This is a genomic window from Kineococcus haloalkalitolerans (assembly GCF_050871905.1).
Classification (GTDB): Bacteria; Actinomycetota; Actinomycetes; order Actinomycetales; family Kineococcaceae; genus Kineococcus.
Map to the genome: position 1 here is coordinate 1 of NZ_JBJLSH010000037.1, position 13,170 is coordinate 13,170.

General features: G+C 76.2%; 11 protein-coding genes and 1 rRNA gene. 7 read left to right on the plus strand and 5 right to left on the minus strand.

Going from position 1 to position 13,170, the window contains the following annotated elements:
• Window positions 1–6 precede the first annotated feature (6 nt).
• From rrf to ACRYMY_RS14355, 4 genes are all read left to right on the plus strand, one after another.
• Window positions 7–123: ribosomal RNA gene (gene rrf, locus ACRYMY_RS14340) — 5S ribosomal RNA — on the plus strand.
• A 488-nt stretch (window positions 124–611) separates the two neighbouring features.
• A complete protein-coding gene (locus ACRYMY_RS14345; protein WP_432547934.1) occupies window positions 612–1,472 on the plus strand; it encodes a hypothetical protein in 861 nt (286 codons plus the stop codon).
• Complete coding sequence (locus ACRYMY_RS14350) at window positions 1,397–2,344, plus strand: hypothetical protein (RefSeq protein ID WP_432547935.1); 948 nt, start codon at window positions 1,397–1,399, stop codon at window positions 2,342–2,344. Before ACRYMY_RS14345 ends, ACRYMY_RS14350 begins: the two co-directional genes overlap by 76 nt.
• 2 nt (window positions 2,345–2,346) lie before the next feature.
• Window positions 2,347–2,862, plus strand: a complete 516-nt coding sequence (locus tag ACRYMY_RS14355; protein ID WP_432547936.1) for a DUF6912 family protein — start codon at window positions 2,347–2,349, stop codon at window positions 2,860–2,862.
• A gap of 43 nt (window positions 2,863–2,905) precedes the next feature.
• Here ACRYMY_RS14355 and ACRYMY_RS14360 read toward each other — a convergent pair whose 3' ends face one another.
• Window positions 2,906–3,400: a DUF2505 domain-containing protein gene (locus ACRYMY_RS14360; RefSeq protein ID WP_432547937.1), complete on the minus strand. Its 495-nt coding sequence runs from the start codon at window positions 3,398–3,400 to the stop codon at window positions 2,906–2,908.
• 102 nt (window positions 3,401–3,502) lie between these two features.
• On the opposite strand from ACRYMY_RS14360, the gene ACRYMY_RS14365 reads away from it, so the two are divergent.
• Together ACRYMY_RS14365 and ACRYMY_RS14370 are read left to right on the plus strand one after the other, a co-directional pair.
• The gene (locus ACRYMY_RS14365; RefSeq protein ID WP_432547938.1) at window positions 3,503–8,530 is read left to right on the plus strand and encodes an NAD-glutamate dehydrogenase; all 5,028 of its coding nucleotides are present in this window, start codon (window positions 3,503–3,505) and stop codon (window positions 8,528–8,530) included.
• Window positions 8,531–8,595: 65 nt separating this feature from the next.
• Window positions 8,596–10,116 (plus strand): sensor histidine kinase, encoded by a 1,521-nt coding sequence (locus tag ACRYMY_RS14370; RefSeq protein ID WP_432547972.1) that lies wholly within the window; start codon window positions 8,596–8,598, stop codon window positions 10,114–10,116.
• Between the two features lie 92 nt (window positions 10,117–10,208).
• Here the strand turns inward: ACRYMY_RS14370 and ACRYMY_RS14375 are convergent, their stop codons facing one another.
• Window positions 10,209–10,457 carry a WhiB family transcriptional regulator gene (locus tag ACRYMY_RS14375; RefSeq protein ID WP_369056552.1) on the minus strand — a complete coding sequence of 83 codons (249 nt, stop codon included), beginning with the start codon at window positions 10,455–10,457 and terminating at the stop codon, window positions 10,209–10,211.
• 394 nt (window positions 10,458–10,851) lie between these two features.
• On the opposite strand from ACRYMY_RS14375, the gene ACRYMY_RS14380 reads away from it, so the two are divergent.
• Window positions 10,852–11,235: a hypothetical protein gene (locus tag ACRYMY_RS14380; RefSeq protein WP_432547939.1), complete on the plus strand. Its 384-nt coding sequence runs from the start codon at window positions 10,852–10,854 to the stop codon at window positions 11,233–11,235.
• A 40-nt stretch (window positions 11,236–11,275) separates the two neighbouring features.
• Here the strand turns inward: ACRYMY_RS14380 and ACRYMY_RS14385 are convergent, their stop codons facing one another.
• From ACRYMY_RS14385 to ACRYMY_RS14395, 3 genes are all read right to left on the minus strand, one after another.
• The gene (locus ACRYMY_RS14385; protein WP_432547940.1) at window positions 11,276–12,169 is read right to left on the minus strand and encodes an RNA polymerase sigma factor SigF; all 894 of its coding nucleotides are present in this window, start codon (window positions 12,167–12,169) and stop codon (window positions 11,276–11,278) included.
• Window positions 12,166–12,585, minus strand: coding sequence for an ATP-binding protein (locus ACRYMY_RS14390; protein ID WP_369056549.1), 420 nt, complete (start codon window positions 12,583–12,585; stop codon window positions 12,166–12,168). Before ACRYMY_RS14390 ends, ACRYMY_RS14385 begins: the two co-directional genes overlap by 4 nt.
• 82 nt (window positions 12,586–12,667) lie before the next feature.
• Window positions 12,668–13,114 (minus strand): GNAT family N-acetyltransferase, encoded by a 447-nt coding sequence (locus tag ACRYMY_RS14395; protein ID WP_432547973.1) that lies wholly within the window; start codon window positions 13,112–13,114, stop codon window positions 12,668–12,670.
• Between the last annotated feature and the right edge of the window lie 56 nt (window positions 13,115–13,170).

Sequence of the window (13,170 nt, forward strand, 5' to 3'; positions counted from 1 at the left end):
CCGTGGTCCGGTGGTCATAGCGGTGGGGAAACGCCCGGTAACATTCCGAACCCGGAAGCTAAGCCCACCAGCGCCGATGGTACTGCCCGGGAGACTGGGTGGGAGAGTAGGACACCGCCGGCCACACACCCGTAGGAGGGGGTGCGGGTCCAGGGTCGTCCCAGGCCTTTTCGGGCCGGGACGCCCTGGACCGGCATCCCCTTTCTCGCGTTCACCTGGAACAAGCAGGGGCGCGAGACCGCTGGACAACCTGAACAGTGACGAGCGATGTCCGGGCGCGAGCCTGGACGACGGAGGCGAAGCCGACATGGCCGCAGGAGACGAGCGGGACCGCCCGCGCCGCGACGACGCGGGGCGTGGTCCCCGCCGGGACGGCGACCGCACGCAGGGTGGACGCGCTGCCTCCGGCTCCTCCTGGCGCTCGTCCTCCCCGGCCACCGGGCGCAGGTCCGCTCCCGGTGCCCGTGACTCCTCTCCGCGGCGTGGAGCGTCCACCGGCGGGACCGGCCGTCCGGGCCGCGCGACCCGCGACGCCGCTGGCGACCAGTGGCGCTCCGACCGGGGCCCGCGTGCCGCGTCCCAGGACGGCCGCCCCCGTGGGCAGTGGAACCGTGACGACCGCCCGCGGACCGATCGTCCGCGAGACGACCGCCCCCGCGACGACCGTCCCCGCGGGCAGTGGAACCGCGATGACCGTCCCCGCACGGACCGTCCGCGAGACGACCGCCCGCGTGGGCAGTGGAACCGCGATGACCGTCCCCGCACGGACCGTCCGCGTGATGACCGCCCCCGCGATGACCGTCCTCGTGGGCAGTGGAACCGCGATGACCGTCCCCGCACGGACCGCCCCCGCGATGACCGTCCCCGTGGGCAGTGGAACCGTGACGACCGTCCCCGCACGGACCGTCCGCGAGACGACCGCCCGCGTGGGCAGTGGAACCGCGATGACCGTCCCCGAACTGACCGTCCGCGAGACGACCGCCCGCGTGGGCAGTGGAACCGTGACGACCGTCCCCGGACCGATCGTCCGCGTGATGACCGCCCCCGCGACGACCGCCCCCGTGGGCAGTGGAACCGCGACGATCGTCCCCGCACGGACCGTCCGCGTGACGACCGCCCCCGTGGGCAGTGGAACCGTGACGATCGTCCCCGGACCGATCGTCCGCGCGAGGACCGCCCCCGTGGGCAGTGGAACCGCGATGACCGTCCCCGGACTGACCGTCCGCGCGAGGACCGTCCCCGCAGCGGCTGGAACCGCGACGACCGTCCGCGCGGTGACCGTCCGGGCCGTCCAGCCGGGACCGGTGGACGTACCGAGCGGCCTGCCCGGTACGACGACCGCTCCAGCCGTCCCGTCCGCGACGACCGCCGGCCCGGGCCCCGCGGTGACCGCCCCGTGGCGCCGCGGATCCCCGACGACATCACCGGCCGGGAGCTCGCCGTCGACGTCCGCAAGTCGCTGCAGTCGCTGACCGCGGAGAACGCCGACGTCGTCGCCAGGCACCTCGTGGCCAGCGGTCAGCTCGTGGACGTCGACCCGGAGGCCGCCTGGCAGCACGCCCTCGCCGCCCAGCGCCGCGGTGGTCGCGTGGCCGCCGTCCGCGAGGCGGGAGCCATCGCCGCCTACAAGGCCGGGCACTTCCGCGAGGCGCTGGCCGAGCTGCGCACCGTGCGGCGCATGACCGGTGACGACAGCTACCTGCCGCTGATGGCCGACTGCGAGCGCGGCCTCGGCCGTCCCGAGCGGGCCATCGACCTCTCCCGCGCGCCCGAGGTCGAGAACCTCGACGCCGCTGCCCGCGTGGAGATGCTCATCGTGGCCGCCGGCGCCCGCGCCGACCTCGGCCAGCACGACGCGGCCGTCGTCGCCCTCCAGGTGCCGCAGCTGCGCACCCGTACCAAGGCGCCCTGGCGCGCCCGGCTCTGGTACGCCTACGCCGACGCCCTGCTCGCCGTCGGCCGCGATGCCGAGGGGCGCGAGTGGCTGGAGCGCGCCGCCGAGGCCGACACCGAGGGCGAGACCGACGCCGCCGAGCGGCTCGAGGAGCTCGACGGGCTCGTCTTCTCCGAGGAGGACTTCGAGGACGACGAGCTCGAGGACGACGAGCTCGAGGACGACGAGCTCGAGGACGACGAGCTCGAGGACGACGAGCTCGAGGACGAGCATGACGAGGACCAGCAGGACGAGGACCTCGAGATCGGCGCGTCCGCCGGGGAGCAGGACGAGGCCGAGCAGGACGAGGACCTCGAGATCGGCGCGTCCGCCGAGGAGCAGGACCAGGACGAGCGGGACGACGAGCTGGACGCGGGGGACGAGGCGCCGCGAGCTGGCGGGGAGTCCTGAGCGTGCGCGTCTACTGGCCGACCACGCTGGCGGAGCTGGCGCGGGTGGTGCCCACGGGCACGCTCGCGCCGGCGCCCGTCCCGGTGCACGCCGTCACGCCCGCGCTGCGGGACTGGTACGCCGACGCCGACCCCCGCGACCTCGAGGAGGAGCTGGAGTACGTCGCCCTCGGTGACGCGGCGGAGCGTTCCCTGCGCGCGCTGGCCACCGACGGCGGCCACCGGCGCGTCGTCGTGGCCCTGGACGTGCCGGAGACGGCGGCGGCCGCCGACCGGGGTTCCTGGACGGACGCCCAGCGGTCCCAGGTGCACCTGCAGGTCCCGCTCCTGCTCGAGCAGGTCGTCAGCGTCCACGTCGACGACGCCGAGGCCGAGGCGGACGTCGCGGCCGCCCTCACGGCGCTGCCGGCCGCCGACGCCGGCGACGAGGCCGCGCGTGAGCGGGTGGAGGACGTCGAGGGGCACGAGCTGCTCTGGTACGACGCGACCGAGCTGCCTCTGCTGCTGGCCCTGGGCTGAGCGGCCTCCGGGCCCGTCCAGGCAGGACGGGCCCGGGCGGGTCTCAGCCGCGGCGCAGCCGCTCCGCGGCCGCCTCGGCCTCCGCGCGCACCAGGCTGGTCACGACCGGCGCCACGGCCTGCTCGACCGCGCGGCCGAAGAAGGGCACGTCCACCCGCAGCTCGCCGTCCACCTCGTGCTGCGTGCCGCCGGGCACGGGGCGCAGCGCGAGGTCCGCGCGCAGCGCCACGGGCGCCCCGCGCACCGTCAGCCGCAGCGCGCCGGTGCGTGCGCCGTCCGCGGCCGGCGGTCCCCAGCGCTCCTCCTGCTCCAGGACGGCGGTGTCGCCGACGAAGCGGCGCGCCGCGTCCGGCAGCTGGTCGGTGGGCACGGTGCGCGAGGTGCGGACGACGACCTGCCCGTCCGACTCCTCCACCTCCACCGAGCTGCTCAGCGCCCCGGACGCCGCGGCCCGCTCCCGGGCCAGGCCCGGGTCGGTGAGCACCGCGAAGACGGCGTCGGGGGCGGCGTCGAACCGCGTGTCCTCTCGCACCTGCACGCACCGATCCTGCCCGCAGGCGGCGCCCGCCGCGTCCGCGGGTCGCGGGCGCCGGTGCGGGACTAGGGTCGAGGGGCACGCCCGCGGCCCCACGGAGTCCCGATGACGCTCACGCCCGCGCCCGCCCAGACGGCGCCCACGGTCCGGTCCCTGCTGCGCGCGGCGGCCGCCGAGCGCGGCCCCGCCTGGGACGAGGTGGCGCCCGAGGCGCTGGCCGCCGCCACCTCCGCCGAGCGGTTCCTGCTGGACTACTTCGCGCACACCGCCGAGGACGACCTCCTCGACCGCGAGCCCGGTGACGTCGCCGCCGCGGTCCTGTCGCACCTGCGGGCCGGGCTGGTGCGCGAGCCCGGCCGCACCGTGGTGCGCTGCGTGCCCGGCGCCGCCTCCGGGGCCGGCTCGGGCCGCACGACGGTGGAGGTCGTCACCGACGACGTGCCGTTCCTCGTCGACAGCATCACCTCCGCCCTGACCCGCGCCGGCCGCGGGATCCACCTGCTCGTGCACCCGCGCCTCGCCGCGCGCCGCGACGAGGACGGGCGGCTGCTGGACCTGCACGACGTGGACACCGCCGCCCCCGACCAGGACGTGGAGTCCTGGATCCGGCTGGAGGTCGACCGCGACGCCGACGAGGCCTCGCGCGCCGCGCTGGTGGCGGAGCTGGAGGCCGTCCTCGACGACGTGCGGGCCGCCGTGCGCGGCTGGCAGCCGATGCGCGGGCGGGCCCTGCAGGTCGCCGACGACCTGCAGCTGAACCCGCCGCCCGGCGTGCCGGCCGCCGAGCTGCGCACCGCCGAGCGGTTCCTGCGCTGGATGGCCGACGACAGGTTCACCTTCCTCGGCTACCGGGAGTACGACCTGCGCGACGGGGCGCAGGTCGCGCTCGCGGACGGCGCCACCGGTCAGGCGGGGGAGGTGTACCTGGTGCCGCGCCCCGACACCGGGCTCGGTGTCCTGGGCGACCGCCCGCAGCGCCCCGCGCCCCGCCCGCGCCTGCTGTCCGGGCCGGTGCGGGACAAGGCGTCCGAGCCGCAGGTGCTCCTCATCACCAAGGCCAACGCCCGCGCCACCGTGCACCGGCCGGCGTTCCTCGACTACATCGGCGTCAAGACGTTCGACGCCGCCGGCCGGGTCACCGGCGAGCGCCGGTTCCTCGGCCTGTTCACCTCCGGCGCCTACACCGAGTCCGTCAAGCGCATCCCGGTGGTGGCGGAGAAGGTCACCGAGGTCGTGCAGCAGGCCGGGTTCGGCTCCAGCGGGCACTCGGCCAAGGACCTGCTGAGCATCCTGGAGACGTTCCCGCGCGACGAGCTGTTCCAGGCGGACACCGGCACCGTCCTGCGGACCGCGCTGGCGGTCCTGCGGCTGCAGGAGCGCCGCCGCACCCGCGTGTTCCTGCGCCGCGACGCCTACCGCCGCTTCATGTCCTGCCTGGTCTACATGCCGCGCGACCGCTACACCACGCGCGTGGGCGCGCGGCTGGAGCAGCTGCTGCTGGAGGCCTTCGACGGCGGCGCCAGCGAGCACTCGCTGCGGGTGTCCGAGTCCGTCCTGGCCCGCGTGCACGTCGTGGTGCGCGCGCGCACCGGCGAGGAGCTCGGCGACGTCGACCCGGCCGACCTGGAGGCGCGCGTGGCGCGCGCCGTGCGCAGCTGGGAGGACGACGTCCTCGACGCCGGGCGCGAGCAGCTGGGCGACGACGCGGGGGAGGCCCTGGTGCGCCGCTGGGTGCGCGGGGCGCCGGGCAGCTACCGCGCGGAGGTGCCCGCCGAGCGGGCCGTGCACGACCTGCAGCGCGCCGAGCAGCTGCTCGCCGAGGTCGACGCGCACGCGGACGGGAGGGACGGCGGGGCGGCCGGCTGGGAGCCGGGCCCCGTCCTGGACCTGCGCGACGCCGCCGACGGCGAGCCGCGCACGTGGCGGCTGACGTCCTACCGCACCGCGCCCGTGACCCTCAGCGCCGTGCTGCCCGTCCTGACCGACCTGGGCGTGGAGGTCACCGACGAGCGCCCGCACGTGCTGGAGCGCGAGGACGGCCGGCGCGTGTGGGTGTACGACGTGGGGCTGCGCCTGCCCGTGGACGTGTGGCACCTGGACGCCGACCCGGCGGCGGCGCGCGCCCGCTTCTGCGCGGCGTTCGCCGCGGCGTGGACGGGCCGGGCCGAGAGCGACTCCCTGGCCCGCCTGGTGCTCGTCGCGCAGCTGAGCTGGCGGCAGGTGGCGGTGCTGCGGGCCCTCGTGCGCTACCTGCGCCAGGTGGGGCTGGCCTACAGCCTGGACTACGTGACCGGCTGCCTCGTCGGCGACGTCGGCCTGACCCGCATGCTCGTGCGGCTGTTCGAGGCCCGCTTCGCCCCGGCGCGCCCGGGCCACGAGAGCGAGCGCGCCGAGGTCGTCGACGCCCTCGTGGAGGAGACGCGCGGCGCGCTGGACGCGGTGGAGGGCCTGGACGCCGACCGCATCCTGCGGGCGCTGCTGTCGGTGGTGATGGCGGTGCTGCGCACCAACGCCTACCAGAGCGGCCCCGACGGCGCCCCGCACGCGCACCTGTCGTTCAAGCTGGACCCGCACCTGGTGGCGGACGTGCCGCAGCCGGTGCCGCACCGGGAGGTGTGGGTGTACTCCCCGCGGGTGGAGGGCGTGCACCTGCGCTTCGGGGAGGTGGCCCGCGGCGGGCTGCGCTGGTCGGACCGGCAGGAGGACTTCCGCACCGAGGTGCTGGGGCTGGTCAAGGCGCAGGTGGTCAAGAACGCGGTCATCGTTCCCACGGGAGCCAAGGGCGGGTTCGTCGCCAAGAGGCTGCCGGACCCGTCGGTGGACCGCGACGCGTGGTGGGCCGAGGGCGTGGCCTGCTACGAGACGTTCATCGCCGGCCTGCTCGACGTCACCGACGACCTGCGCACCGTCGACGGGCAGCGGGTGACCGTTCCGCCGGTGGACGTCGTGCGCTACGACGGCGACGACTCCTACCTGGTGGTGGCCGCCGACAAGGGCACGGCGTCCTTCTCCGACACCGCCAACCGGATCGCGCTGGCGCGCGGGTTCTGGCTGGGCGACGCCTTCGCCTCCGGCGGGTCGGTCGGCTACGACCACAAGGCGATGGGCATCACCGCGCGCGGGGCGTGGGAGAGCGTGCGGCGGCACTTCCGCGAGCTCGGCCACGACGTGCAGGAGCAGCCGACGACCGTGGTGGGCGTGGGCGACATGAGCGGTGACGTGTTCGGCAACGGGATGCTGCTCAGCGAGCAGCTGCTCGTGGTCGCCGCCTTCGACCACCGGCACGTGTTCCTGGACCCCGACCCGGACCCGGCCGCCTCGCACGCGGAGCGGCGGCGGTTGTTCGAGCTGCCGCGCAGCTCCTGGAACGACTACGACCGCTCCCTCGTCAGCGAGGGCGGCGGCGTGTACAGCCGCGGCGCGAAGTCGGTGCCGGTCAGCCCGCAGGTGGCCCGCCGCCTCGGCCTGGACGGCTCCGTGACGAGCCTGAGCCCGGTGGAGCTGGTGCGGGCGGTGCTGCGCGCGCCGGTGGACCTGTTCTGGAACGGCGGGATCGGCACCTACGTCAAGGCGTCCACCGAGACGCACGCGCAGGTCGGCGACAAGGCCAACGACGCGGTGCGGGTCGACGGGTGCGACCTGCGGGTGCGGGTGGTCGGCGAGGGCGGCAACCTCGGCCTGACCCAGCGCGGGCGCGTGGAGGCGGCGCTGGCCGGGCGCGAGGGGCGGGGCGTGAAGCTGAACACCGACGCGGTGGACAACTCCGCCGGGGTGGACTGCAGCGACCACGAGGTCAACATCAAGATCCTGCTGGACCAGCTGGTGACGTCCGGGCGCCTGGACGCCGGTGAGCGCGACGCGACGCTGCTGCGGATGACGGACGAGGTCGGGCGGCTGGTGCTGCGCGACAACTACGACCAGAACGTCGTCCTCAGCGTGGAGACGACGTTCGCGGCCGGGCTGCTGCCGGCGCACCGGCGGATGCTCGACGTGCTGGAGGGCTCCGGCGCCCTGGACCGGGCGCTGGAGGCGCTGCCGTCCGACGCCGACCTGGACCGCCGGGCGCGCGAGGGCCGCGGGCTGAGCGCGCCGGAGCTGTCCGTGCTGCTGGCCCACGCGAAGATCTCGCTGGGGCGGCGGCTGCTGGACAGCGGCCTGCCCGACGACCCCTGGGTGGCGCAGGCCCTGCGCGGCTACTTCCCCGCCGAGCTGCGCGAGCGGTTCGCCGACGGCATCGGCGAGCACCCGCTGCGCCGGGAGATCGCCACGACCGTCGTCGTCAACGAGGTCGTCGGCACCGGCGGGCTGACGTTCGTGTTCCGGGCCGCGGAGGAGACCGGCAGCGCCCCCGAGGAGGTGGTGCGCGCGTTCGCCGTCGCGCGCCGGGTGTTCGGGCTGGCCGAGCGCGCCGCGGCCGTGGAGGCCCTCGACGGGCGGGTGGACGCCGAGGTGCAGTCCGAGCTGCGCCAGCGCCACCAGCGGCTGCTGGACCGCTCGGTGCGCTGGTGGCTGCACGCGCGCCCGGACGGCGTGGACGTCGACGCCGAGGTGGCCCGCTTCGCCGGCACGGTCGGCGAGCTGGCCGGCCGGGTGCCCGCGCTGCTGCGCGGCGCGGACGCGGAGGAGGTGCGCGCCGACGCCGACCGCCTCGCCGGGCGGGGAGTGCCGGCCGAGGAGGCGCTGGCCGCGGCGGCCCTGCTCCAGGTGTACCCGCTGCTGGACGTCGTGGAGGTCGCCGAGCGCACCGGCTGCCCCGCCGAGGACGTCGCCGCCACCTGGTTCGCCGTCTCCGAGCGCTACGAGATCGGCCGGATGCTCGACAGCATCTCCGCGCTCAGCCGCGCCGACCGCTGGCAGTCGCTGGCCCGCGCGGCGCTGCGCGGGGACCTGTACGCGGCGCTGCGCAGCATCGTGACGGCCGTGCTGACGCACGGGGCGGGACGACCGGACGGCCTCGTGCGCGAGCGCGTGCTGGACCCGGTGGCCGCCGTGGAGGCGTGGGAGGGCGCCAACGCCGTCCTGCTGCAGCGGGCGCGGCAGACGCTGCAGGAGATCGCCGCGGCCGAGCGCACCGACCTGGCGGCCCTGTCGGTGGGCCTGCGGACGCTGCGCACGGTGCTGCGGGCGGAGTGAGCGCGCAGCGGGCGGCTGTCGGGGGACGCCGGGCGGGCGGGCCGTAGGCTGCCCGGGTGCCCACCATGGCTGACCTGCTGCACACCCGGACCGGCCTGGGCGGACCCGAGGCCGAGTGGCTGCGGCTGCTGGTCGGCGACTGGCAGCTGATCTCCGACCTGTCCTTCGCCGACCTGGTCCTGTGGGTGCCCTCGGCGGACCGGCAGCACTTCGTCGCGGTGGCGCACTGCCGCCCCACCACGGGGCCGACGGTGCACTACGACGACGTCGTCGGCTCCGTCCTGGAGCGCGGCCGGCGCCCGCAGGTGGACACGACGTTCGACGAGGCGCGCAGCCTGCGCGGGCGCGACCCCGAGTGGGACGACGACGTGCCGGTGCGCGAGGAGACCATCCCGGTGGTGCGCGAGGGCGTCGTGCTGGGCGTGCTGTCCCGGCACACCAACCTGGCGACCTCCCGCACGCCCAGCCGGCTGGAGCTGAACTACGTCAAGTGCGCGGACGACCTCACCCGCATGATCGCGGTGGGGGACTTCCCGCAGACCGCGGCCCCGACCGGCCCGCGCCGCGGCGCGCCGCGCGTGGGCGACGGGATGCTGCGCCTGGACGCCGAGGGCGTGGTCACCTACGCCAGCCCCAACGCCCTGTCGGCCTTCCACCGCGCCGGGCTCATCGGCGAGCTGGTCGGCGCGAACCTGGCCGAGGTCTCCTCCAGCCTGGCCGCCAGCCACCTGCCCGTGGACGAGTCGCTGCCGCTGGTGGTCACCGGCCGCGCGCCCTGGCGCACCGACCTGGAGACCGACGCGGCGACGCTGTCCATGCGCGCCATCCCGCTGACGCGCCGCGAGGGCGGCGCCGGACCGGTGCGGGTGGCCGCGCTGCTGCTGGTGCGCGACGTGTCCGAGCTGCGCCGGCGCGAGCGCGAGCTGATGACCAAGGACGCGACGATCCGCGAGGTGCACCACCGGGTCAAGAACAACCTGCAGACGGTGGCGGCGCTGCTGCGCCTGCAGTCGCGGCGCATCGCCTCCGAGGAGGGCCGCTCGGCGCTGCAGGAGGCGATGCGGCGCGTGGAGACCATCGCCACGGTCCACGAGACGCTGTCGCAGGGCATCGACGAGAACGTCGACTTCGACCAGGTGCTGGACCGCTGCCTCATGATGGCCGCCGAGGTCGCCGCCCCCGGCTCCGACACCGGCGCGCCGCGGGTGCGCACGGTGCGCGAGGGCCGCTTCGGGGAGCTGCGCCAGGAGGACGCCACCGCGCTGGCGCTCGTGCTCACGGAGCTGGTCACCAACGCCGTCGAGCACGGCTACGGCGACGGCGGGTCGGGGACGGTCGTGGTGCGCGTGGAGCACACCGACAGCGACCGCATCGAGGTGGTCGTCAGCGACGACGGCGTCGGGCTGCCCGACGACTTCCAGGTGGGCCGCTCGGGGCTGGGCACGCAGATCGTGCGCTCCCTGGTGGCCGGCGAGCTGCGCGGGCGCATGGAGTTCGGGCCCAGCAGCAGCGGCGGCACGGAGGTGCGCCTGGACCTGCGGGTGCGTCGCGGCACCTCGCCGATCGGCAGCGTCCGCACCTACTGAGGGGCTGTCCCGAGGGGGCCGGGACGCGCGAGAGCCCCGGACCGGGCGGTCCGGGGCTCTCGCGGGCGCGCCGGGGCGCGCGGTCCGTCAGCTCAGCTGGCGCGGCGGGCGCGGGCGGCGCGGCGCTTGAGGGCGCGGCGCTCGTCCTCGCTCATCCCGCCCCAGACGCCGGAGTCCTGGCCGGACTCCAGCGCCCACTTCAGGCAGGAGTCGACGACGTCGCAGCGGCGGCAGACGGCCTTGGCCTCCTCGATCTGCAGGATCGCGGGACCGGTGTTGCCGATCGGGAAGAACAGCTCGGGGTCCTCGTCGAGGCAGGCGGCACGGTGGCGCCAGTCCATGGGTCCACTCCTTCTAGCGTTGCGGTCTCAGTTCGCTCGCGCGACGAACCCACCGGGGGTGGGAGCGACGCGCTGGATCCCTGAGCACCGGCTACGCCGGCGGTGCCGGGACGTCTGGTCACCGGGCCTCGTGAGCCCAGGTGCCACCACGTCGGGGATCGCGTCGGCGTCAAGGTTCACACCTGTCGCGTCCCACCACAAGGGGTCAACGGTCCAGGGATCGCGGAGGAGCGTGTCGTGTTCGTCACACGCACGTAACACGCTGGACCCCTCCCGGCAATCCCGACGCCGCTCGACCCCCTCCGGACGGCGGACCCGCGGGTGTCGGGGGCCGTCGTACCGTGCTCCGGTGACTCGCCTCCAGACTGGGCCCGCACCGCGCAGATCGCCACTCGTGACGCTCGTGGCGCTCCTCGTGGTCGCGGAGGCCGTCCTGCTCGTGGCCGGCGCCGTCTCCGCGCTGCTGCTGTCCGATGGCACCGCCGCCCCCTCCGGGGTGCGCGACGCCGACCTCGTCGCCGTCGGGCTCGTCGCCTTCGCCGCCCTCTTCGCCGCCGGGCTGGGCCTGTGCGCGTGGGGGCTGCACCAGGGCGCCACCTGGGCGCGCTCGCCCGTGCTCGTGTGGCAGGTGCTGCAGCTGGCGGCCGGCCTGCCCGCCTTCGGCGGCGGCGCCGCCTGGCTCGGCGCCCTCGTCGCCGTGCCCGCCGTGCTGGTCCTCGTGGGCCTCTTCCTGCCGCCGGTCGTCGCCGAGACCGGCCGGGGGAACGTCCCTCGCTGAAGCGTCCCGCGCCGGGCCGTCGGGGGCGGGGCGCCGCCGCTCAGCGCTCCGGCGGGCCCAGACCCTCGCGCAGCTGACCGAGCGTGCGGGCCAGCAGCCGCGACACGTGCATCTGCGAGATGCCCACCTCGGCGGCGATCTGCGCCTGCGACATGCCGCGCACGAAGCGCAGCGCGAGGATCCGGCGCTCGCGGGGGGCCAGCGAGGCCAGCAGGGGCCGCAGCGCCTCCCGGTTCTCCACGTCCTCCAGCCGCTCGTCGGTGCTGCCCATCGAGGCCACCGGGGAGGTGGGGGAGCCGGTGTCCAGCGGCAGCGTGCTGTAGGCGTTGGCCGACTCCAGCACCTCCAGCACCTCGTCCGGGTCGCTGCCGGTGCGCGCGGCCAGCTCGGCCACCGTGGGGGCCCGGCCCAGCTCGTGGGTCAGCTGCTCGCGGGCCTCGGACAGCGCCCGGCCGGCCTCCTGCCAGCGGCGCGGCACCCGCACCGCCCACCCGCGGTCGCGGAAGTGGCGCTTGACCTCACCCAGCATCGTCGGCACCGCGTACGCGCCGAACGGGACGCCGCGGGCCGGGTCGAAGCGGTCCACGGCCTTCAGCAGCCCGATGGTGGCCACCTGCGTCAGGTCGTCGTGCGGCTCCCCGCGGCCCAGGAAGCGCGCGGCCAGGTGCTCGGCCAGGGGCAGGTGGTGGTGCACCAGCCGCTCGCGCAGCAGCGCCCGCTCGGGGTCGTCGGCGGGCAGCTGCGCGTAGCGCGCGTGCAGCGCGGCGACCTCGTCCTGCGCGTCCTCCTGCGCCGCGTCGGGGGCTGCGTCGTGCGGTGTCCCGCTCCCGGGCGGGGCACCGGCGCCGGTCCCGTCCGGAGCCCGCGGGTCGTGCTCGTGCCCGGCGCGCCGCCCGTCCGCGGGCGCCGTGGCGGCGCGCGCGTCCCCGCTCACACGACCTCCGCCGCCGCGCCCGCCGTCGTCCCCGCCAGGCGCGTGTGGCGCAGCACGATCCAGGCCCCCGTCGAGGAGGTGCCCGTGAAGACCTCGCCGACCAGCGCCTCGAGCACCGCCCAGGCGAAGCTGGAGCGCTCCGGCAGCTCCCGGGCCGGTCCGCGCACCTCCACCTCCAGCGAGCCGTCGCCCAGGCGGAAGGTCGCCAGCAGCTCCTGGTGCGCGCCGGCGGGGTCCAGCAGCAGCGTGCACGCCTCGTCGACGGCGATGCGCAGGTCCTCGATCTCGTCCAGCGTCAGGTCCAGGCGGGCGGCGAGCCCGGCGCTCGCGGTGCGCACGACCGTCAGGTAGGCGGGGTCGGCGGGGACCCTCAGCTCCACCAGGTCGCTGGCCGGTCCTCCTGCGGGGCTCGTCACGGGAGCGTCCTCTCGTTCGCGCGGGCGGGGCGGACCCCGCCGGTCCGCAGCAGCAGCTTCGCAGATGCGCAGCGTGCATATGTCACGACGGTGAGTCACCTCCCGCCAGGCCGGCGAGCCCCGTGCCGTCGAGGCGCCAGACCGTCCACTCGTCCTCCGCCCGCGCCCCGAGGCTGCGGTAGAAGGCGTGGGCAGGAGTGTTCCAGTCCAGCACCCACCACTCCAAGCGACCGAACCCCTCCGCGGCGCACACGCGGCCCAGCTCGGTGAAGAACGCCCGGCCGATGCCGCGGCGGCGGTGCTGCGGGCGCACGTACAGGTCCTCCAGCCACATCCCCCGCCGGCCCTGCCAGGTGGAGAACGTCGTGTACCACAGGGCCATCCCGGCGACCTCGGTCCCGTCGGGGCCGTCCACCTCGGCCAGCAGGCAGCCGACGCCGGAGCCCGGCGCCAGCGCCCGCGCGAAGTCCTCCGCCGTCGCCGTCGCCTGGTCCGCGGCCCGCTCGTACTCGGCCAGCTCGCGCACCATCGCCGCGATCGCGGCGCCGTCGGCGGGCCCGGCGGCCCGGACGGTGACCGGGCCGG

What these genes read in the sequence shown, in the direction of transcription:
- ACRYMY_RS14365 (WP_432547938.1), top strand. Translation starts at nt 3,503, where the DNA reads ATGACGCTCACGCCCGCGCCCGCCCAGACGGCGCCCACGGTCCGGTCC.
- ACRYMY_RS14370 (WP_432547972.1), top strand. Translation starts at nt 8,596, where the DNA reads ATGGCTGACCTGCTGCACACCCGGACCGGCCTGGGCGGACCCGAGGCC.
- ACRYMY_RS14375 (WP_369056552.1), bottom strand. Translation starts at nt 10,457, where the DNA reads ATGGACTGGCGCCACCGTGCCGCCTGCCTCGACGAGGACCCCGAGCTG.
- ACRYMY_RS14395 (WP_432547973.1), bottom strand. Translation starts at nt 13,114, where the DNA reads ATGGTGCGCGAGCTGGCCGAGTACGAGCGGGCCGCGGACCAGGCGACG.